General features: G+C 69.7%; 23 protein-coding genes and 1 pseudogene. 16 read left to right on the plus strand and 8 right to left on the minus strand.

All coding sequences use genetic code 11. The features are described 5' to 3' along the window. Both VFH59_RS04030 and VFH59_RS04035 read right to left on the minus strand, forming a co-directional pair. Nucleotides 1-210: pseudogene (locus tag VFH59_RS04030) on the minus strand (alkyl hydroperoxide reductase); the annotation flags it as partial. A 131-nt stretch (nucleotides 211-341) separates the two neighbouring features. After that, a complete protein-coding gene (locus VFH59_RS04035) occupies nucleotides 342-881 on the minus strand; it encodes a peroxiredoxin (RefSeq protein WP_325163601.1) in 540 nt (179 codons plus the stop codon). Nucleotides 882-1,038: 157 nt separating this feature from the next. Here VFH59_RS04035 and oxyR point away from each other — a divergent pair, with 157 nt between their 5' ends. Together oxyR and VFH59_RS04045 are read left to right on the plus strand one after the other, a co-directional pair. Continuing rightward, a complete protein-coding gene (oxyR, locus tag VFH59_RS04040) occupies nucleotides 1,039-1,986 on the plus strand; it encodes a DNA-binding transcriptional regulator OxyR (protein ID WP_325163602.1) in 948 nt (315 codons plus the stop codon). Nucleotides 1,987-2,012: 26 nt separating this feature from the next. Next, complete coding sequence (locus VFH59_RS04045) at nucleotides 2,013-2,630, plus strand: hypothetical protein (protein ID WP_325163603.1); 618 nt, start codon at nucleotides 2,013-2,015, stop codon at nucleotides 2,628-2,630. 10 nt (nucleotides 2,631-2,640) lie between these two features. Here the strand turns inward: VFH59_RS04045 and VFH59_RS04050 are convergent, their stop codons facing one another. Continuing rightward, nucleotides 2,641-3,402, minus strand: a complete 762-nt coding sequence (locus VFH59_RS04050; protein WP_325163604.1) for an RNA methyltransferase — start codon at nucleotides 3,400-3,402, stop codon at nucleotides 2,641-2,643. A 135-nt stretch (nucleotides 3,403-3,537) separates the two neighbouring features. On the opposite strand from VFH59_RS04050, the gene VFH59_RS04055 reads away from it, so the two are divergent. The 4 genes from VFH59_RS04055 (at nucleotide 3,538) to VFH59_RS04070 (ending at nucleotide 5,482) form a co-directional block, all read left to right on the plus strand. Further along, the gene (locus tag VFH59_RS04055; RefSeq protein ID WP_325163605.1) at nucleotides 3,538-4,341 is read left to right on the plus strand and encodes an inositol monophosphatase family protein; all 804 of its coding nucleotides are present in this window, start codon (nucleotides 3,538-3,540) and stop codon (nucleotides 4,339-4,341) included. A gap of 481 nt (nucleotides 4,342-4,822) precedes the next feature. After that, nucleotides 4,823-5,017: a hypothetical protein gene (locus tag VFH59_RS04060; RefSeq protein WP_325163606.1), complete on the plus strand. Its 195-nt coding sequence runs from the start codon at nucleotides 4,823-4,825 to the stop codon at nucleotides 5,015-5,017. A 27-nt stretch (nucleotides 5,018-5,044) separates the two neighbouring features. Then, nucleotides 5,045-5,236 carry a hypothetical protein gene (locus VFH59_RS04065; protein WP_325163607.1) on the plus strand — a complete coding sequence of 64 codons (192 nt, stop codon included), beginning with the start codon at nucleotides 5,045-5,047 and terminating at the stop codon, nucleotides 5,234-5,236. 42 nt (nucleotides 5,237-5,278) lie between these two features. Next, nucleotides 5,279-5,482, plus strand: coding sequence for a hypothetical protein (locus VFH59_RS04070; protein WP_325163608.1), 204 nt, complete (start codon nucleotides 5,279-5,281; stop codon nucleotides 5,480-5,482). Nucleotides 5,483-5,562: 80 nt separating this feature from the next. On the opposite strand, the gene hda is transcribed toward VFH59_RS04070, so the two are convergent. From hda to VFH59_RS04085, 3 genes are all read right to left on the minus strand, one after another. Continuing rightward, nucleotides 5,563-6,267, minus strand: a complete 705-nt coding sequence (hda, locus tag VFH59_RS04075; RefSeq protein ID WP_325163609.1) for a DnaA regulatory inactivator Hda — start codon at nucleotides 6,265-6,267, stop codon at nucleotides 5,563-5,565. Further along, nucleotides 6,264-7,442: an AI-2E family transporter gene (locus VFH59_RS04080; RefSeq protein WP_325163610.1), complete on the minus strand. Its 1,179-nt coding sequence runs from the start codon at nucleotides 7,440-7,442 to the stop codon at nucleotides 6,264-6,266. Before VFH59_RS04080 ends, hda begins: the two co-directional genes overlap by 4 nt. A 98-nt stretch (nucleotides 7,443-7,540) precedes the next feature. Next, entirely contained in the window at nucleotides 7,541-8,530 is a 990-nt protein-coding gene (locus VFH59_RS04085) for a DUF2066 domain-containing protein (protein ID WP_325163611.1), read from the minus strand. 189 nt (nucleotides 8,531-8,719) lie between these two features. Between VFH59_RS04085 and purM the strand changes: the two genes are divergently transcribed. From purM to VFH59_RS04100, 3 genes are all read left to right on the plus strand, one after another. Continuing rightward, complete coding sequence (gene purM, locus VFH59_RS04090) at nucleotides 8,720-9,748, plus strand: phosphoribosylformylglycinamidine cyclo-ligase (RefSeq protein ID WP_325163612.1); 1,029 nt, start codon at nucleotides 8,720-8,722, stop codon at nucleotides 9,746-9,748. 107 nt (nucleotides 9,749-9,855) lie between these two features. Then, nucleotides 9,856-10,521 (plus strand): phosphoribosylglycinamide formyltransferase, encoded by a 666-nt coding sequence (gene purN, locus VFH59_RS04095; protein WP_325163613.1) that lies wholly within the window; start codon nucleotides 9,856-9,858, stop codon nucleotides 10,519-10,521. 37 nt (nucleotides 10,522-10,558) lie between these two features. Further along, entirely contained in the window at nucleotides 10,559-11,260 is a 702-nt protein-coding gene (locus VFH59_RS04100; protein WP_325163614.1) for a DUF3108 domain-containing protein, read from the plus strand. A gap of 208 nt (nucleotides 11,261-11,468) precedes the next feature. Here VFH59_RS04100 and murA read toward each other — a convergent pair whose 3' ends face one another. Together murA and VFH59_RS04110 are read right to left on the minus strand one after the other, a co-directional pair. Further along, entirely contained in the window at nucleotides 11,469-12,728 is a 1,260-nt protein-coding gene (murA, locus tag VFH59_RS04105) for a UDP-N-acetylglucosamine 1-carboxyvinyltransferase (protein WP_325163615.1), read from the minus strand. 36 nt (nucleotides 12,729-12,764) lie between these two features. Then, entirely contained in the window at nucleotides 12,765-13,004 is a 240-nt protein-coding gene (locus VFH59_RS04110) for a BolA family protein (RefSeq protein ID WP_231323610.1), read from the minus strand. 153 nt (nucleotides 13,005-13,157) lie between these two features. Between VFH59_RS04110 and VFH59_RS04115 the strand changes: the two genes are divergently transcribed. The 7 genes from VFH59_RS04115 to VFH59_RS04145 form a co-directional block, all read left to right on the plus strand. Continuing rightward, nucleotides 13,158-14,165 (plus strand): KpsF/GutQ family sugar-phosphate isomerase, encoded by a 1,008-nt coding sequence (locus VFH59_RS04115; RefSeq protein ID WP_325163616.1) that lies wholly within the window; start codon nucleotides 13,158-13,160, stop codon nucleotides 14,163-14,165. A gap of 77 nt (nucleotides 14,166-14,242) precedes the next feature. Then, on the plus strand, nucleotides 14,243-14,785 hold the full coding sequence (locus VFH59_RS04120) for an HAD-IIIA family hydrolase (RefSeq protein WP_325163617.1): 543 nt from the start codon (nucleotides 14,243-14,245) through the stop codon (nucleotides 14,783-14,785). Beyond that, entirely contained in the window at nucleotides 14,776-15,378 is a 603-nt protein-coding gene (lptC, locus tag VFH59_RS04125; RefSeq protein WP_325163621.1) for an LPS export ABC transporter periplasmic protein LptC, read from the plus strand. Before VFH59_RS04120 ends, lptC begins: the two co-directional genes overlap by 10 nt. After that, nucleotides 15,368-15,949, plus strand: coding sequence for a lipopolysaccharide transport periplasmic protein LptA (lptA, locus tag VFH59_RS04130; RefSeq protein ID WP_325163618.1), 582 nt, complete (start codon nucleotides 15,368-15,370; stop codon nucleotides 15,947-15,949). Before lptC ends, lptA begins: the two co-directional genes overlap by 11 nt. Nucleotides 15,950-15,952: 3 nt before the next feature. Continuing rightward, complete coding sequence (gene lptB / locus VFH59_RS04135) at nucleotides 15,953-16,672, plus strand: LPS export ABC transporter ATP-binding protein (protein WP_325163619.1); 720 nt, start codon at nucleotides 15,953-15,955, stop codon at nucleotides 16,670-16,672. A 99-nt stretch (nucleotides 16,673-16,771) separates the two neighbouring features. After that, a complete protein-coding gene (locus VFH59_RS04140; RefSeq protein WP_325163620.1) occupies nucleotides 16,772-18,211 on the plus strand; it encodes an RNA polymerase factor sigma-54 in 1,440 nt (479 codons plus the stop codon). Nucleotides 18,212-18,342: 131 nt separating this feature from the next. Next, a partial coding sequence (locus tag VFH59_RS04145; protein ID WP_325163622.1) for an HPF/RaiA family ribosome-associated protein occupies nucleotides 18,343-18,432 on the plus strand: 90 nt, incomplete at its 3' end.

The raw sequence follows: 18,432 nt of genomic DNA on the forward strand, positions 1-18,432 counted from the left end.
TTCCTCGGCGCTGGCATGCTGCGCGGCTTCTTCGGCCACCGCCTGGGTCAGCGGCTTGTAGCGCGAGGCGATCGCCGAGGCGAGCGCGACCAGCATGATCTGGTTCTGGGTGAGACCCGGCGCGCCGCCCTCGCTCAGCACCGAATCGAGGTTCAGGCGCAGGTCCTTGGCGTAGTCGGGGAGCTGGCTCTTGAAATCGGCGAGATTCATGGGGACTCCTTTGGTGGGTCCGGAAAAAAAGCCGGCGGCGAAGCGGGCTTCGCCGCCGGCTGGGGAGACCCGCGCATCCGCGGGGAGGGGGAGCGGAACCGGACGCGCGGGTTACTGCAAGCGAACGGCGATCAGGCGACCTTGAGGGTCTCTTCACCCTGGTGCCAGTTGCACGGGCACAGCTCGTCGGTCTGCAGCGCGTCGAGCACGCGCAGCACTTCCTGCGGGTTGCGACCGACCGAGCCGTCAGTCACGTACACGAAGCGGATCACGCCGTCCGGGTCGACCAGGAAGGTCGCGCGCTGCGCCACGCCATCGGCGGTGAGGATGCCCAGCGCGTTGCTGAGGTCCTTCTTGATGTCCGCCAGCATCGGGAACTTGAGGTCGCGCAGATCCTTGTGGTCCTTGCGCCAGGCCAGGTGCACGAATTCAGAGTCGGTGCTGGCGGCCAGCACCTGGCAGTCGCGGTCGGCGAACTGCTGGTTCACGTCCGAGAAGCCCTTGATCTCGGTCGGGCAGACGAAGGTGAAGTCCTTCGGATAGAAGAACACGCACAGCCACTTGCCCTTGTAGGTGTTGTTGTCGATCGTGCTGAAGGCCTTTTCGAGGCTCTCGATCGAGACGGTGGCCGGGACGCTGAACTGGGGGAACTTGTCGCCGATGGTGAGCATGGGCTTCTCCTTAAGGTGCGGGTGGTTGAAGCGATCGGTTAGAGCATCATGGGCGCCGTGGATGGCGCGTCACGAGGGCAAGGTTACGGAGCGGGCGGGCATTGTTCAAATTGATTGTTGCCATCACACTCATAGGCATGGTCTATCGGAGCGAGCCATGAACCTGCGCGATCTCGCCTATCTCGTCTCGCTGGCCGAGCACCGCCATTTCGGCCGCGCGGCCGAGGCAAGCTTCGTCAGCCAGCCGACCCTTTCCACGCAGATCAAGAAGCTGGAGGACGAGCTGGGCGTGGCGCTGGTCGAGCGCACGCCGCGCAAGGTGCTGCTCACCGAGACCGGCCGCGAGATCGCCCGCCGCGCCCGCGGCGTGCTGGCCGAGGTCGAGGAGATCCGCGCGATCGCCCAGCGCACGCGCGATCCCGAGGCCGGCAGGCTGCGCCTGGGTGTCTTTCCCACGCTAGGACCCTACCTGCTGCCGCACCTGGTGCCGCGCGTGCGCCAGCGCTTTCCACGGCTGGAGCTCCTGCTGATCGAGGAGAAGACCGAGCAGATCGTGCGGATGCTGCGCGAAGGCTCGCTCGACGTGGGAATCCTCGCGTTGCCGGTGCACGAGGAAAGCCTGCACGCGGAATTCCTGTTCGAGGAACCGTTCGTGCTGGCGGTGCCCGACGACCACCCGCTGGCCCACCGCAAGGCGCGCCTGAAACTGGCCGACCTGGAGGACGAGAGCCTGCTGCTGCTGGAGGACGGCCACTGCCTGCGCGACCAGGCGCTGGAGCTGTGCCAGCTGGCCGGCGCGGGCGAGAAGGTGGGCTTCCGCGCCACCAGTCTGGAGACGCTGCGCCAGATGGTGGCGGCCAATGTCGGCATCACGCTGCTGCCGACCCTGGCGATCAAGCCGCCGGTGGCGCGCACCGCCAACGTGCAACTGCTCGAGTTTGCCGGCCGCGCCCCAAGCCGGCGCATCGCGCTGGTGTGGCGCAAGAGCTCCTCGCTGGCCCCGTTCCTCAAGCGCTTCGCCGAGGTGGTGCGCGGCCTGCCGGCGGACCTGCTCAGGCCCGAGCTGGCCGAGCCGGCCACCACGGCACGGCGCAGGCGCGCCTGATCCGGCACCGACAGGGGGCGTCACCGATGCAGCGACTGCTGTGGCTGGGGCTGCTGGTACTGACCAGCTGGGGCGCGCTGGGCTGGTGGGGGCAGCGCCCGCTGCACCCGCCGCCGGGCGTACTCGCCGGGCAGCCCCCCGACCAGGTCGACCTGGAGGATGGCGCCCTGCTGCAGCGCGGCGACACCACGCTGCGCACGCGCGCCCACATCGCGCTGACCGCGCGCGTGCTCTCGCGCGAGGACTACCGCTGGGACCCCGGTGCCTCGCTCGCCCCGACCGACCTGGCGCTTGGCTGGGGACGGATGTCCGACAGCGCGGTGCTGGCCGGGATCAGGATCCGCCAGGCCGATCGCTTCTTCTACTGGCACGTGCGCCAGTTCCCGATCCCGCGCCGCGAGATCGAGACGTCCGCGTCCAACATGCACCTCATTCCCGCCGACGAAGGCGTGCGCTACGCCATCAGCCATGTGCGCGAGGGCGAGCTGGTGCACATCGAGGGCTTCCTGGTCGATGCCAGCCGACCGGACGGCTGGCACTGGCATACCTCGCTCCGCCGCGATGACACCGGCGACGGTGCCTGCGAGCTGGTGTACGTGGAGGAACTGGAGCCGGTCGCGCCCCGGGCACAGATGGGCCGTTGACGCGCGCGGATTACTTTTCGCGCCGGGCCAGCATCGCCATGCGCTGCGCATCGGCCAGCACGCCGTGCAGGATGCGCAGCTCGCGCTCGTCCGGCTGCGCGCGCTGGAACAGGCGGCGCAGGCGCAACATGATCGTGGTCGGCTCGCGTCCCTTGTGGAACTCGATGTCGTCCAGCGTCTGACCCAGATGCTCGAAGAAGCGCTCCATCCGCGCCGCGTCGGCCGGTGGCTCGGCCTGTTCGGGCGGGGCCGCCACCGGCGCCTCGCCGAGCATGGCCAGGCGCTGCTCGTAGGCCATCACCTGCACCGCCTGGGCCAGGTTGAGCGAGCTGTAGTCCTCCACGCTGGGAATGCGCACCATCGCATGGCAGCGCGCCAGCTCCTCGTTCTCCAGGCCGGTGCGCTCGTTGCCGAACACCAGCGCCACCTGCTCGCCACGGGCGGCAGCCGCCAGTGCCTGCGCGGCGCCCTCGCGCGGGGTGAGCTCGGGCAGGTTCACGCCGCGCCGGCGCGCCGACAGGCCCAACGCGAAGGTCACGCCCGCCAGGCCGTCGACCAGCGCTGCGTGCACGCCCGCCTCGGCCAGCACGCTCACCGCATTGGCCGCCAGTGCGTCCGCCTCACGGCTGGGATACTCGGCCGGCGCCACCAGCTCCAGCCGGGTGAAGCCCATGGTGCGGATCGCCCGCGCGGCGCTGCCGATGTTGCCTGGATGCGAGGTGCGTACCAGGACGAAACGGAACAGCGCGGCAAGATCGGCGGTATCGGTCATGGAAGGAACGGCTGAGGTGGGCCGCCAAGGATAACCGCCCATCCGCACGGGCGCCCGGGGGCGCTCCTGCAGCCGGACCCGCCGGCTCTGCTAGAATGCGCGGCCGCAATCCGCTCTTTTCCCAAAGCCGAAGCCATGCCAAGACCCGCCGTCACCATCGCGGCCCGTGCCGCGCGCGCCGCAGGCAACGTGATCCTGCGCTACATGAACCGCATCGACGGCCTGCACGTGGTCGAGAAGCACCGCATGGACTTCGCCTCCGAGGTCGATCGCCTGGCCGAAGCCGAGATCGTCAAGGAGCTGCGGCGCGCCTACCCGGATCACGCCATCCTCGCCGAGGAAGGCGGCGCGACCGGCAAGAGCCCGCTCACCTGGGTGATCGATCCGCTCGACGGCACCCACAACTACCTGCGCGGCATCCCGCATTTCTCGGTGTCGATCGCGCTGGTCGAAAAGGGCGTGCCGGTCTACGGCGTGGTGTTCGATCCGCTGCGCGACGAGCTGTTCACCGCCAGCAAGGGCGACGGCGCCTACCTCAACGACCGGCGCATCCGCGTGTCGCGGCGCGAGAACCTGGGCGGCGCGATGATCGCCACCGGCTTTCCCTACCGCCAGCGCGAGCACCTGGATGCGCAACTGGCGATGACCCGCGCCCTGCTCGGCCAGGCCGAGGACATCCGCCGCTCGGGCTCGGCTGCGCTGGATCTGGCCTACACCGCCGCCGCACGCTACGACGGCTATTTCGAGATCGGCCTCAAGCCGTGGGACATGGCCGCCGGCGTGCTGCTGGTGCACGAGGCGGGCGGACGCTACGGCGATTTCGCCGGCCGCGACGGCATGCCCGCCAGTGGCAACCTGATCGCCGCCAACCTCAACGTCGCCAGGGCCATGACCGACGCGATCGGTGCCCAGGCCACGCCGGCACTGCTCAAGGCCTGAGCGGGGCTTTCGTTCGATGAAGAGGGCGCCCGTGTGGCGCCCTTTTTTTTTGCGTCCGCGAAAGGCTTCCTGTGGAAGCGCCCCGCCCGGCCGAAGGCCTCGACTCACGCGCATCACACGCGCTTCCGCAGCCGCCGGCATGCAAGCCACCCGCCTGCCTGGGTAGCAGCCGGACGCCGCTGTAGATCTTTCCAGCCGAAGCGTTTTTTCCAGTCGCGCGAACGCAGGACGCCCGCTCGATGGCGCACCTCGCGCTGGCATCCGCATTGCAACGCCCTTGCTCGTCCGAAGGGCCCGCGATGCATCGCGATGCCCTTGCGAGCGAGGGAGCGCTCGTCGCCATCCAGGCACGCCAGGTGCCGATGCGCGGAAGCGGGCCTGATAGATCCCGTCGGACCCGCCATTTTCCGCTGGGCGCCGGGAAGGCGGCCAGCCGAGCCTTGCGAAGAAACCGATCGGACGTACCAACGGAGATAAACCCATGAGCCGGCAACAGTCCCCAGGCAGTCAATCCAGCAGCAACAAGACCAACCCCGCCACCAACGGCACGATCGACGGGGCGCGCGGCAAGCTCAGCGTGCGTGAGGCAGGCCGCAAGGGCGGCCTGCGCGTGCGCGAACTGATCAACCGCGGCCGCCAGGTCGAGGCGCGCCAGGGCGAACAGCGCCCGCACTGACGGCGCAACACCAACGGAGGACTCGAGATGACCCCACAGAAACACCAGGACGACCACGGCAAGCACGCCGGCGGAAGCCAGCACGACAAGGGCGACATGACCGTCCGCGAAGCCGGCCACAAGGGCGGCGAGATCGGCGGCCACAAGGGCGGCCAGCGCGTGCGCGAACTGGTCGAGGAAGGCAAGCAGGCCGAAGGCCGCGGCGACAGCCGCAAGTGACCCACGGCGGCCTCCAGGGCCGCAGACCCGAGGAGCATCGACATGGCAAAGCACAGCGACAACCAGCATGACAAGGGTGACATGACCGTCCGCGAGGCCGGCCAGAAGGGCGGCCACAAGGGCGGCGAGATCCGCAAGGAACAGCTCGGTCCCGAGGGTTACTCGGAGCTTGGCCACAAGGGTGGCCAGCGCGTGCGCGAGCTGATCGAGGAAGGCAAGCAGGCCGAAGGCCACAACAAGAAGTGATCGCAGGGGCGGGGTGCGCCCGGCAGCGGACGCACCCCGCCTGCGGTTTTCCCCAGCACCGCGGAGGGCTGTGATCCGCCCTACGGGCCCGCGCTGTCTCCGCGCAGGAAATCACGCAGGAAGGGCACGGTAATGCGCCGCCTGGCTGCCAGCGAGGCCTGGTCGAGCCGGTCGAGCAGGTCCAGCAGCGCGGCCAGGTCACGCGCGTAGCGGGCGAACAGCCAGTCCAGCACCGCCTCGTCCAGGCCGATGCCACGCGCGGCGGCCTGCTCACGGAGCACGGCGCGCCGTTCGCCGTCATCGAGCGGCTTGAGTGCGAACTGCGTGCACGCGCCCAACCGGGAGCGCAGGTCCGGCAAGCCGATGCCCAGTTGCGCCGGGGGCGCATCGGCGGCGAACAGCATCGCTCCGCCCTCCGCCCGCACCTGGTTGTAGAGGTCGAACAACGCATGCTCGGCGGCGCGTTCGCCGGCCAGCACGCCGAGGTCGTCGATGGCCAGCACTTCGCTGCTGCCCACGCCGCGCAGCGCGCCGATATGCTCGTGCATCGCCGAGAGCGGCAGGTATTGCACGCGCCGGCCCGCCGCGCTGGCCGCCTGGCAGGCCGCCACCAACAGGTGGCTGCGTCCGCTGCCCGCCGGGCCATGCAGATAGACCCAGGGCGCCGCGGGCGTCTCGGCCAGCGTGCGTACCGCGGCCAATGCGGCCGCATTGGCGCCGGCATGGAAGTGTTCGAAGCGTTGCCGGCGCGGCCAGCGCAGGGCGAGGGGCAGCTGCGGGATCATGGCGTGCGGTCGTCCGTGGGTCCGCGTTGCACCGGCACCGTGGCGGCGCCTTGGCCGGTCCCGTCGGGTCCGCTCACACTGACGTCGACTTCAGCCACCAGCGGGGCGTCCGGGCTAGGCTGCTTGTACAGCTCGCTCATGCGGTAACGCTCGAGCAGGTAGCGCAGCAGGACCATGATCACCGACGCCGCGGGCAGCGCCAGCAGCACGCCGAGGAAGCCGAACAGGTAGCCGCCGGCGAGCACGGCGAAGATCACCGCCACCGGATGCAGGCCGATCTTGTCGCCCACCAGCTTGGGCACCAGCACGTAGCCCTCCAGCAGCTGCCCGACGATGAACACGCCGCATACCATCAACGGGTGCGCCCAGTCACCGTACTGCACCAACGCGGCAATGATCGCCGCGCCGAAGCCGACCATGAAACCCAGGTAGGGCACGAAGCTGAGCAACCCGGCGACCATGCCGATCAGCGGACCGACCGACAGCCCGACCAGGGTCAGCGCGCCGCCGTAGAAAATGCCCAGCCCGAGCATCACCAGCAGCTGGCCGCGCACGAAGGCGCCCAGCACCGCATCCGATTCGCGCGCCAGGTGCGCCACGGTGGGCTGCACCGAGCGTGGCAGCACGCTGTCGATGTAGGCGATCAGCCGGTCCCAGTCGCGCAGCAGGTAGAACGCGACCACCGGCACGAGCACGACGTTGGTCAGCCACATCACGGCACCGAGGCTCGAGCGGGAGACGGTGCCCAGCACCGTGGTCGCCACCGCACCGATCGAGCCGATGTGCGCCCGGATGGCGGCCATCAGCCGACTGGTATCGAAGGCGTCCGGGTCCAGGCTGAGCTTGCGCTGCAGCCAGGGTAGCGCGGTGTTCTGGGCCCAGTCGACGTAGCGCGGCAGGTTGTGGATTAGGTTCTCGATCTGGTCGGAAATCAGCGGCATCAGCAACAGCAGCGCACCGATCAGCAATAGCACCAGCACGAAAAACACGACGCTCACCGCCCAGGTCCGGTTCATGCCCAGCCGCTCCAGCCGGTCGGCCAGCGGATCACCCAGGTAGGCCAGCATGCCGGCGACCGCGAAGGGCATCAGCACCGGCGCGAGCAGCCAGACGAAGAAGCCGATCACCAGCACGATCGCGAGCAGCTGCCAGCGGCGGGAAATGTCGTGGGTCACGAGCGGCTCACTCCGGTAATGCACTTCGCCGCGGAAACGCTCCCTGTGCGCCCCCGCAGGCCCCGGTCGCGCGGATGCGCACCGGCAGGATCAACGGTTCAGTGCAGCCACTGCAGGCTGGCGTCCGCCCCTGCATGCGGCGCGCCCTGGATCACCCGCCCGCCCGCGGCCAGGCCGGCAGCCAGCGCAGCCGGCGGCATGCTCGCCTTGATGCCGAGCAGGAAGCCGTCGTTGTCGGCCGCCAGCGTGTCGACCTGCTGCACCGCCGGCTCGGCGCGCAGCATCCCGAGCAGGTTGGCGTAGGCCTGCGCGGAATCGACCCTGCTCACCCATAGCTTGCCGCTGCTGATCCCCGCGCCGATGACATTGAGCTGCTGACCCAGCCGATCGGCCGCGGCGCCGCCGGCATCGCTCAGCAGCGCATCGGTGCTGACCGCCTGGTCGCTCCACGTCTGCGGCTTGCCCCCGGATACCAGCGTCCAGTCCGCACTGCCGCCCTTGAGGTTGCCGACCAGGATCAGGCCGGTGTGGTAGCGCTGGGCGATGATCGCCAGCGCGGTCGGGTCGGCGCTCGCCACGGCCGAGGCCTCCGGCAGCTGGGACGGCTCCGGGTAGGCCAGCTGGTAGCCGCGCGCCGTGGCCGCCTGCGCCAGCGCGCCCAGCGCGTCCTTGCCCAGCAGGCCGCCGTCGCTCCCGTGTACCAGCACCAGCACCGGCGGCTTGACGCCCGCGGCCGGCACGCCGATCTGCGTGATCAGCCGCCGCACCGCACCCGGGTCGAAGTTCACCTGCAGCACGATGCCGCTACCGGCGCGCTGGTACTGGAACTGTTTCACCAGCCCGGGCGCCCCCTTCAACGCGTCCTCGTAGCCGGGCTTGCTGCGCAGGTCCTGGCCGCCGGCGACACGCTCGAGCACCTGGGCGAGCGCGGTGGCGAAAGCCCCGTCGCGCTGCGCCTCGCTGGTGTCGGTGACCGGCACCACCACGGCGTAGGGCGAGCCTGGCGCGGAAGCCGGCACCTGCGCCCACGCCGCCGGCGCAAGGCAACCCAGCAGGAGGAAGGCGAACAGCAGGCGTGGCAGGCGCATGGGCTTTGGCTCGTCCGTGGAGACTCGGAATAACACGGGGAGTCTGCCCAATCCCGCCCGCAGCGTCCATCCGCGCCGGCTGGCGCGCGCCCCGCACAGGCACGCTTTCGAGGCGGGCGACCGGAACGCGCCGCGTCCCGGGGAGCGTGCTGGTAGAATTGTGCGCTTTCCTCCAGGCCGCCTCCCGCCATGTCCGACGCCCTCACCTACCGCGCCGCCGGCGTCGATATCGACGCGGGCAATGCCGTGGTCGAACGCATCAAACCGCTGGTCAAGCGCACCTTCCGGCCGGAAGTGATGGGCGGGCTGGGCGGCTTCGGCGGCCTGTTCGACCTGGCCGGCCGCTACCGTGAGCCGGTACTGGTGTCGGGCACCGATGGCGTCGGCACCAAGCTCAAGCTCGCCCAGCAGCTGGGTCGCCACGACACCATCGGCATCGACCTGGTCGGCATGTGCGTCAACGACGTGCTGGTGCAGGGCGCCGAGCCGCTGTTCTTCCTGGACTACTTTGCCACCGGCAAGCTGGACGTAGACACCACGGTCGCGGTGGTCGGCGGCATCGCCAAGGGCTGCGAGCTTGCAGGCTGCGCACTGATCGGCGGCGAGACGGCCGAGATGCCGGACATGTACCCGCCGGGCGAGTACGACCTGGCCGGCTTCACGGTCGGTGCGGTGGAGAAGTCGCAGCTGCTCTCGGGTGAGGCCATCGTTGCCGGCGACGTGGTCCTCGGCGTGGCCTCCTCCGGTCCGCACTCGAACGGCTATTCGCTGATCCGCAGGATCGTGGAGCGCGCGGGCCGCCCGCTGGAGCTGGACCTCGGCGGCGTGAAGCTCGCCGACGCGCTGATGGCGCCGACCACCATCTACGTCAAGCCGATGCTGGAACTGTTGAAGGAGCAGCCCGTGCACGGCATGGCGCACATCACCGGCGGCGGCCTCAAGGAGAACATCATCCGCGTCGTGCCCGACGGCCTGGGCCTGGCGCTCGACGCGAACGCGATCGCCCTGCCGCCGGTGTTCGACTGGCTGATGCGCGAAGGCAAGGTGGCGCGCGAAGAAATGTGGCGCACGTTCAACTGTGGTGTCGGCTTCACCGTGATCCTGCCGCGCGACGCGGTCGACGGCGCCGCGGCGCTACTCGCGAAGCACGACCTGGCCAGCCGCGTCATTGGCGAGGTCGTCAAGGCGCAAGGCGACGAGCGCGTCCACATCGGTTGAATGCCAAACCGCGTTCACCCTGAGCGCAGGCGCGCAGCGGCGGAGCCGAAGGGCCCTTCGGCATGACCCTCGCTATCCACGCTCAGGGTGACACGGCAGAGATCACCATGCCCCAACCCCTCCGCATCGCCGTCCTCGCCTCCGGACGCGGCAGCAACCTGGCCGCACTGCTGGCCGCGCGCGATCGTGCCGAGCTGGCGGCCGAGTTCGTGCTGGTCGCCAGCGACAAGGCCACCGCCGGCGCCCTGCGGCTGGCCGATGAGGCGGGCATCCCCACGCTGGTGCTCGACCCGAAGGCTTACCCGGACCGCCGCGCGTTCGACCTCGACCTGTTCGGCAGGCTCGCCGCCAGCGGCGCCGAGCTGGTGGTGCTGGCCGGCTTCATGCGCATCCTGGACGGCGAGGCGATCGCGCCCTGGGCCGGGCGCATGCTCAACATCCACCCTTCGCTGCTGCCCAGGTACCGTGGCCTGCACACCCATCGGCGCGCGCTGGAAGCGGGCGACCTCGAGCATGGTGCCAGCGTGCATTTCGTCACCGCCGAGCTGGATGGCGGCCCGGTGGTGGCGCAGGCCCTGCTGCCGATCGAGCCCGGCGAAGACGAGCATGGCCTGGCGCAACGCCTGCTACCGCTGGAACACCGCCTGCTGCCGGCCGTCGTGGCATTGATCGCCGAGGGTCGCCTGGCCTGGCGCGATGGCGGCCCGTGGCTGGACGGGGCACCGCTCGCCCGGCCCCTGCGGCTCACCACGCACGGGCTCGCGCCGGCCTGAACCCGGTGTTCAGCGAGCGGCGGGCACACTCGGGCGCATGACCTTCCGCCGCCTTCTGCGCCTCGCTGGCGCGCTGCTCCTGGCCAGCGCCAGCGGGCTCGCCCTCGCCACGCCGCCCAAGCCCTTCACCGCCACCTATCGCGTGCTGCGCGACGGCGCGCCCATGGGTGAGGCGACCGTCAGCCTCAAGCCGGTCGGCAACGGCCAGTGGGAATACAGCAAGCACATGCGCGGCACCTCCGGCCTGGCCGCCCTGCTGGGCGCGAACCTGGACGAGGTGTCGCGTTTCCGCTGGAAGGGCGACGTGCCCGAGGCATCCAGTTACGACTACCGGCTGGATGCGGCGATCAAGTCGAAACAACGCCACCTCACCGTCGACTGGAGCAGGCACCTGGTCACCGTCGACGAAGGCAAGGGCGCCATCACCTATGCGACCCGGCCTGGCATGGTCGAGCGCAACACCACCGCGCTGGCGATCGGGCTGGCGCTGCGTGACGGGCAGAGGCAGATTGCGCTGCCGGTAGCGGTCAGGCAGGAGGTCGAGACGCAGCGGTTCAAGGCCGCCGGCAGGGACAAGGTGACCGTGCCGGCCGGCAGCTTCAATGCCGTGCGGGTGGACCGGACCGATGCCGACCGCGGCTTCAGCGCCTGGTATGCGCCCGACCGCTACCCGCTGCCGGTGAAGCTGTCGCAGAAGGACGGCGGCAACCTGACGATGGAGCTGGTGAGCTTCCGGTAGCCGCCCCGTTTCCGCTCTTCCCCTCCTCCGGAGGAGGGGCGAGGGGCGGAGCGCGCGGGATTCCCGCATGGGCGCGGACACCTGCATCCTTCGGGATTTTTCCGCGCCTCTCGGGCTCGCCCAGAGGGGGCGCGGGTCGCCTGGCTGCAACCGCTACCGCAAAACCCATTGCCCTTTCGCAGGAATGGGCTTTGGCGGTGCGGGAACGTCAGCTCGGCAAACGGCGGATCCTTGCGCCAAGCACGCCGAGCTTCTCCTCGATGTTCTCGTAGCCGCGGTCGATGTGGTAGACGCGGTCGACCGTCGTGTCGCCCTGCGCCACCAGCCCGGCCAGCACCAGGCAGGCCGAGGCGCGCAGGTCGGTGGCCATGATCGGCGCACCGCTCATGTGGTCCACGCCCTGGATGATCGCGGTGTTGCCTTCCAGGCGGATGTCCGCGCCCAGGCGCTTGAGTTCCTGCGCGTGCATGAAGCGGTTCTCGAACACCGTTTCGGTGATCACGCCCACGCCCTCGGCCACGCAATTGAGCGCAGTGAACTGCGCCTGCATGTCGGTCGGGAACGCCGGGTACGGCGCGGTGACGATGTTGACCGCCTTCGGGCGGCGCCCGCCCATGTCCAGCTCGATCCAGTCCGGCCCGGTGCAGACGTGCGCGCCGGCTTCTTCCAGCTTGGCCAGCACCGCGTCCATGGTATTGGCGCGGGCACCGCGGGTGCGTACCTTGCCGCCGGTCATCGCGGCGCCGACCAGGAAGGTGCCGGTCTCGATCCGGTCGGGCAGCACCTCGTACTCCGCACCGTCGAGGCGCTCGACACCGTGGATCACCAGCGTGGCCGTGCCGATGCCCTCGATGCGCGCGCCCATCGCCACCAGGCAGTTGGCCAGGTCGACCACCTCGGGCTCCTGTGCCGCGTTCTCGATCACCGTGGTGCCTGCCGCCAGGGTGGCGGCCATCAGGATGTTCTCGGTACCGGTCACGGTCACCATGTCCATCGCGATGCGCGCACCCTTCAGGCGCTTGGCCTTCGCGCGGATGTAGCCGTTTTCCACGGTCACCTCGGCACCCAGCGCCTGCAGGCCGCGGATGTGCTGGTCGACCGGGCGCGAGCCGATCGCGCAGCCGCCGGGGAGCGAGACTTCCGCCTCGCCGAAACGGGCCACCAGCGGCCCCAGCACCAGGATCGAGGCGCGCATGGTGCGGACCAGGTCGTACGGCGCGACATGGCTCTGGATGGTGCGCGGGTCGACGTGCATCTTCATGCGGTCGTCCAGCACCAGGTTGACGCCCATGCGGCCGAGCAACTCGATGAAGGTGGTGACGTCGTGCAGGTGCGGCACGTTGGAGATCGTCACCGGGCCGTCGGCCAGCAGGCAGGCGGCGAGGATCGGCAGCACGGCGTTCTTGGCGCCGGAAATGGCGACTTCGCCGTGGAGCGGCTCGCCGCCGCTGATCAGGATCTTGGCCATGGGGGTCCTTCGTGGAATGCGGGAGCCGGCGCGGCCTCAACGGCGCGCCGCGGCTTCCTCGGGAGTCAACGTCTTCAGCGCCAGCGCGTGGATCGCCCCGCCCATCAGCTCGCCGAGGGTGGCGTAGACCATGCGGTGCCGCGCCAGCGGCAACTTGCCGGCGAACTGGCTGGCCACCACGGTGGCTTCGAAATGCACGCCGTCGTCGCCACTGACCTGCGCATTCGCGCCGGGCAGGCCGGTTTCGATCAGTGCCTGGATGCGGGCTGGGTCCATCGGAGGGTCCATCGACGGCGCGGGGCGCGGATTCGCAACGCTTGATGAATCCTGTGCGCGGCCATATGACGTTAAAATGCGGATATGCCATGGTAATGGAAATCCCATGGCACAGAAATGCCAAAGGCCGCCGGCCGCCCCAGCAGAGATCCCATGAACGCACGCATCGCCCCGCCCGCCGCCAACCTGGATCCCGATGCCGTCGCCCACAGCGCGCGCACGGTGATCGCCACCGAGGCGGCCGCGATCCGCGCGCTGGAGCCGCGGGTGGATGCCAGCTTCGTCCAGGCGGTCCGGCTGATCCTGGCCTGCCGCGGGCGCCTGGTGGTCTCCGGCATGGGCAAGTCCGGCCACATCGGGCGCAAGATCGCCGCGACCCTGGCGTCCACCGGCACGCCCTCGTTCTTCGTGCATCCGGGCGAGGCCAGCCACGGCGACCTGGGGATGATCCAGCCCGACGACGTGGTGCTGGCGCTGTCCAATTCCGGCGAGACCGACGAGCTGCTGTTCATCCTGCCGGTGATCAAGCGCCAGGGCATTCCGCTGATCGCCATCACCGGCAACCCGAAGTCCTCGCTCGCGCACCAGGCCGACGTGCACCTGGATGCCAGCATCTCCAGCGAAGCCTGCCCGCTCGGCCTGGCCCCCACCGCCAGCACCACCGCGGCGCTGGTGATGGGCGACGCGCTGGCGATCGCGTTGCTGGAAGCGCGCGGCTTCACCGCCGAGGACTTCGCCCGCTCGCACCCGGCCGGCAGCCTTGGCCGCCGCCTGTTGCTGCATATCAGCGACATCATGCATACCGGTGAAGGCATCCCGATGGTCGCGCCGGATGCCAGCCTCACCGAGGCGCTGATGGAGATGACCCGCAAGCACCTGGGCATGACCGCGGTGGTCGACGCCGAGCGCCGCCTGCTCGGCGTGTTCACCGACGGTGACCTGCGACGCGCGCTGGACGACGAGGACGTGAACCTCCGCGGGGCGCATGTCGAGGCACTGATGACGCGTGGGCCGAAGACGATCACCTCCGACAAGCTCGCCATCGAGGCGGCACAGCTGATGGAGAAGCACCAGATCCACGCGCTGCTGGTGGTGGACGAGCAGTTGCGCGTGGTCGGCGCGCTGAACATCCACGACCTGCTGCGCGCAAGGGTGGTCTAGACGCGGGGCACGGGTCTCCCCAAACGCCGCCACCACCCGTCCATCGCGTCCCGCCACCTCATCCACGCCCCAGCCCCATGCCCTATCTCACCAACCTTCCCGCCGCCCTGCTCGCCCGCGCCGCCGGCATCCGCCTGGCGGTGTTCGACGTGGATGGCACGCTGACCGACGGTCGCCTGTACTACGGCGAGGATGGCCGCGAGACCAAGGTGTTCTTCGTGCAGGACGGCCTGGGGCTCAAGCGCCTGCAGGTGCATGGCGTCCAGGTGGCGATCATCAGTGCGCGGATCAGCCACCCGGTGGCGTTGCGCGCCGAAGAGCTCGGCATCAACCATGTCTACCAGGGCCAGGGTGACAAGCGCGCCTGCCTGCAGGAATTGATCGACGCGTTGCAGCTGGCGCCCGAACAGGTGGCGTTCGTCGGCGATGACCTGCCCGACCTTCCGGCCATGCGCATCGCCGGGCTGGCGGTGGCGGTTGCCAACGCGCACCCGTGGGTCATCGAGCAGGCGCACTGGACCACCGGTCGCGCCGGCGGACAGGGCGGCGCGCGCGAGGTCTGTGACCTGATCCTGCATGCCCAGGGCAAGGCCGGCAACGAAAAGGAGCGCTGGCGGTGAAGGAGTGGCTGCGCGACCGCCGCCTTGCGGCGGCCATCGTCGTGGTCGCGCTGCTGGCCGGCGTGGCCCAGCTGCTCCTGTGGTGGATCGGCCCGCCGCCGAAGGCGAACGAGTTTGCCGGCCCACCACGCTCGGGCTACACGCTCACCGACTTCAAGCTGACCCAGTACGGCGCCGACGGCCTGCCCAGCTTCCTGATCCGGGCGCCGCGGCTGGAGCGGCGCGAGGGCGACGAGTCGCTGTACATCAACGCGCCCGACTTCCGCCTGCCCTCCAACCAGCCGGCCGTGCCCGACTGGCTCGGCCACTCGCTGTACGGCTGGGTCAACCGCGACGGCAGCCTGCTGAAACTGCAGGGCCCGGTGCACATGGAACGGGCGGCCTTCGCCGATTCGCCGCGGACGACGATCGACACCTCCGACGTGACCGCCTGGCCCAAGCAGAACCGCCTCGAGACCGCGGCCGCGGCACAGCTGGTGCAAGGCGGCACTAGAATCCATGGGGTCGGCATGCGTGCCTACCTCAACGACAAACACCTGGAGCTGCTCGATGACGTCCACGCCACGTTCCCGCCCCGCCAGCATGCGCGCTAGCTGGATGCTGGCCCTGCTGGGCCTGCTGGTGCTGGCGCCGGCCCTTGCCAAGCGCACCGACCGCGACCAGCCGATGGACGTGCAGGCCTCGCACTTCGACGGCTTCCGCAAGCCCAACAGCACCACCACGCTCAAGGGCAACGTGGTGATCACCCAGGGATCGCTGAAAGCCACCGGCGACCTGGCCAAGGTGCATTTCGACGCCAATGCGGAGATCGACAGCGTGGTGCTCACCGGCAGCCCCGCGCACATCCGGCAGCTGGACGACAACGGCAACCTGATGCAGGGCGAGGCGGCCAGCATCGACTACCAGGTCGCCAGGGACTTCGCGGTGCTCCAGGGCCACGCCTCGATCAACCAGCAGGGCCGCGGCGAGGCGCATGGCGACCGCCTGACCTACAACACCCAGACCAGCGAAATGACCGGCGACAGCGGCGGTGACGGGCGCGTACACATGATCTTCAAGCCCAAGCCCAAGCCCAAGCCCGGTGCCGCCGCGCCGGCCGCGGCACCGGCGCCTGCCGCCAGCGCTCCTGCTCCCGCCCACGCCACCAGCAGCGGGCAGCCCTGACCGATGCTCGCTGCCGAAGGCCTGCAGAAACGCTACCGCTCGCGCCAGGTCGTGCGCGATTTCGGTTTTTCCATCCGCCAGGGTGAAGTGGTCGGCCTGCTCGGCCCCAACGGCGCCGGCAAGACCACCTGCTTCTACATGGTGGTGGGCCTGGTCGAGGCCGATGGTGGCAGCATCCGCCTCGACCGCCAGGACATCACCGGCCTGCCGATGCACGCGCGCGCCCGCCTGGGCATCGGCTACCTGCCACAGGAGCCCTCGGTGTTCCGCCGGCTGAGCGTCGCCGATAACATCATGGCCGTGCTGGAGCTGCGCGAGGGCCTCACCGCCCGGCAACGCAACGAACAGCTCGAAAGCCTGCTGGACGAGCTGAAGATCGCGCACATCGCCGGCCAGAAGGGCATCAGCCTTTCCGGCGGCGAGCGCCGCCGCGTGGAGATCGCCCGCGCCCTGGCGGCGCAGCCGCGTTACATGCTGCTGGACGAACCGTTCGCCGGCGTCGACCCCATTTCCGTCGGCGAGATCCAGCGCATCGTGCGGCACCTCAAGGAGCGTGGCATCGGCGTGCTGATCACCGACCACAACGTGCGCGAAACCCTCGGCATCTGCGACCGTGCCTACATCCTGAACGACGGCGAGGTGCTCTCGCGCGGCACGCCGGCGCACATCCTTGCCGACGAGAAGGTCCGCGAGGTCTACCTGGGGCGTGAATTCAAGCTCTGAGGAGTCTTGTGACGCAGGGCCCGCCAGAGCCTGCCATCGCTATGGTCGCGTCACACCCGCCGGGGTAGGATGCTCGCAGCTTATTCCACAACGGCTGGCATGAAACCCGGACTCCAGTTCCGACTCAACCAACAGCTCACCCTGACGCCGCAATTGCAGCAGGCGATCCGGCTGTTGCAGCTGTCGCAGCTGGAGCTGGAAGCGGAGCTGCGGCAGATCGCCGAAGGCAACCCGCTGCTGGAATTCGAGGAGGAGGCCGCGCCGGGCGAGACCGCGGAAGAGAGCTTCAGCGCCACGCCGGCCGAAGCGCCCACCGTGGACCACGACGCGGACGACGGCGCCGACTGGAACGAACCCGACACGCCCGCCGAGGCGCCGATCGACTTCTCGCTCGGCAGCGGCGCCAGCTCGGGCAGCCGCACCGAGGAGGACTTCGAGCCGCAGAACGTGGCGCCCGAAACCCTCGCCGAGCACCTGTTGTGGCAGCTGAACCTGACGCCGTTGAGCACGCGCCAGCGCCTGATCGCCACGGTCATCATCGACGCCCTCAATGCGGACGGCTACCTGGCCGAAGGGATCGAGGGCGTACTCGCCGCGCTGCCTGCGGACCTGCGCGCCAGCGTCGACGAAGTCGAGGCCGTGCGCCGGCAACTGCAACGCTTCGACCCCACCGGGATCGCCAGCCTGGACCTGCGTGATTGCCTGCAGGTGCAGCTGGAACAGTTCGATGCCGGCACCCCCCACCGTGGGCTGGCGTTGCAGATCGTTGCCGGCGAGCTGGAACTGCTGGCGCGCAACGACATCGCCAGGCTCGCGCGCAAGCTGCGCGCCTGCGAGGACGAGGTGGCCGGGGCCGCGCTGCTGATCCGCAGCCTGGATCCGCGCCCCGGTGCCGCGCTGGACGCCACCCCGGTCGAATACGTGGCGCCGGACGTTTATGCCTACAAGGAAGGCAGCCGCTGGAAGGTCAGCCTGAACCCGGACTGCCAGCCGCGGCTGGGCCTCAACCAGCACTATTGCAGCCTGATCGCGCAGGCGCGTGGCGAGGATGCCAGCTGGATGCGCGGCCAGTTGCAGGAAGCGCGCTGGCTGATCAAGAGCCTGGAATCGCGCGCCGAGACGCTGATGAAGGTGGCCGACGCGATCGTGCGCCGGCAGAGTGCCTTCCTCGACTACGGTCCCGAGGCGATGCACCCGCTGGTGCTGCGGGAAGTTGCCGAGGAGGTCGGCATGCACGAGTCGACCATCTCCCGCGTGACCACGCGCAAGTACATCCACACCCCGCGCGGCACCTTCGAACTGAAGTACTTCTTCTCCAGCGGCGTTTCGACCGAGGACGGCGGCGGCGCTTCGGCCACCGCCATCCAGGCCATGATCAAGAAGCTCATCGACGCGGAGGACCCACGCAAGCCGCTGTCCGACCAGGCCCTGGCCGAGGAGCTCAACCGCAAGGGCATCCAGGTCGCCCGCCGCACCGTGGCCAAGTACCGCGAGGCCTTGCGTATCCCCAGTTCCAGCGAGCGCCAGCGCGCCAGCTGACCAGGTCCTGAAACCCGCCACTTGGAACCGGCCCGAACGATCCCATACGAATGAAAGACCGGCACGCCGGCACCCTTCGCCGGCATGCGAACCCGCCGCCCCACGGCGGCCCGTAACAGAGGAGGCGCCCCATGCAGTTCCAACTCACCGGCCAGCAGATCGAAGTCACGCCCGCCCTGCGTGCGCATGCCGAGTCCCGGCTCGATCGCCTGACCCGCCTC

The organism is Frateuria sp. (genome assembly GCF_035695185.1).
Classification (GTDB): domain Bacteria; phylum Pseudomonadota; class Gammaproteobacteria; order Xanthomonadales; family Rhodanobacteraceae; genus Frateuria_A.

Coding starts and splice junctions, on each gene's coding strand:
- VFH59_RS04035 (WP_325163601.1), bottom strand. CDS start 881: ATGCTCACCATCGGCGACAAGTTCCCCCAGTTCAGCGTCCCGGCCACC.
- oxyR (WP_325163602.1), top strand. CDS start 1,039: ATGAACCTGCGCGATCTCGCCTATCTCGTCTCGCTGGCCGAGCACCGC.
- VFH59_RS04045 (WP_325163603.1), top strand. CDS start 2,013: ATGCAGCGACTGCTGTGGCTGGGGCTGCTGGTACTGACCAGCTGGGGC.
- VFH59_RS04050 (WP_325163604.1), bottom strand. CDS start 3,402: ATGACCGATACCGCCGATCTTGCCGCGCTGTTCCGTTTCGTCCTGGTA.
- VFH59_RS04055 (WP_325163605.1), top strand. CDS start 3,538: ATGCCAAGACCCGCCGTCACCATCGCGGCCCGTGCCGCGCGCGCCGCA.
- VFH59_RS04060 (WP_325163606.1), top strand. CDS start 4,823: ATGAGCCGGCAACAGTCCCCAGGCAGTCAATCCAGCAGCAACAAGACC.
- VFH59_RS04065 (WP_325163607.1), top strand. CDS start 5,045: ATGACCCCACAGAAACACCAGGACGACCACGGCAAGCACGCCGGCGGA.
- VFH59_RS04070 (WP_325163608.1), top strand. CDS start 5,279: ATGGCAAAGCACAGCGACAACCAGCATGACAAGGGTGACATGACCGTC.
- hda (WP_325163609.1), bottom strand. CDS start 6,267: ATGATCCCGCAGCTGCCCCTCGCCCTGCGCTGGCCGCGCCGGCAACGC.
- VFH59_RS04085 (WP_325163611.1), bottom strand. CDS start 8,530: ATGCGCCTGCCACGCCTGCTGTTCGCCTTCCTCCTGCTGGGTTGCCTT.
- purM (WP_325163612.1), top strand. CDS start 8,720: ATGTCCGACGCCCTCACCTACCGCGCCGCCGGCGTCGATATCGACGCG.
- purN (WP_325163613.1), top strand. CDS start 9,856: ATGCCCCAACCCCTCCGCATCGCCGTCCTCGCCTCCGGACGCGGCAGC.
- VFH59_RS04100 (WP_325163614.1), top strand. CDS start 10,559: ATGACCTTCCGCCGCCTTCTGCGCCTCGCTGGCGCGCTGCTCCTGGCC.
- murA (WP_325163615.1), bottom strand. CDS start 12,728: ATGGCCAAGATCCTGATCAGCGGCGGCGAGCCGCTCCACGGCGAAGTC.
- VFH59_RS04110 (WP_231323610.1), bottom strand. CDS start 13,004: ATGGACCCAGCCCGCATCCAGGCACTGATCGAAACCGGCCTGCCCGGC.
- VFH59_RS04115 (WP_325163616.1), top strand. CDS start 13,158: ATGAACGCACGCATCGCCCCGCCCGCCGCCAACCTGGATCCCGATGCC.
- VFH59_RS04120 (WP_325163617.1), top strand. CDS start 14,243: ATGCCCTATCTCACCAACCTTCCCGCCGCCCTGCTCGCCCGCGCCGCC.
- lptA (WP_325163618.1), top strand. CDS start 15,368: ATGCGCGCTAGCTGGATGCTGGCCCTGCTGGGCCTGCTGGTGCTGGCG.
- lptB (WP_325163619.1), top strand. CDS start 15,953: ATGCTCGCTGCCGAAGGCCTGCAGAAACGCTACCGCTCGCGCCAGGTC.
- VFH59_RS04140 (WP_325163620.1), top strand. CDS start 16,772: ATGAAACCCGGACTCCAGTTCCGACTCAACCAACAGCTCACCCTGACG.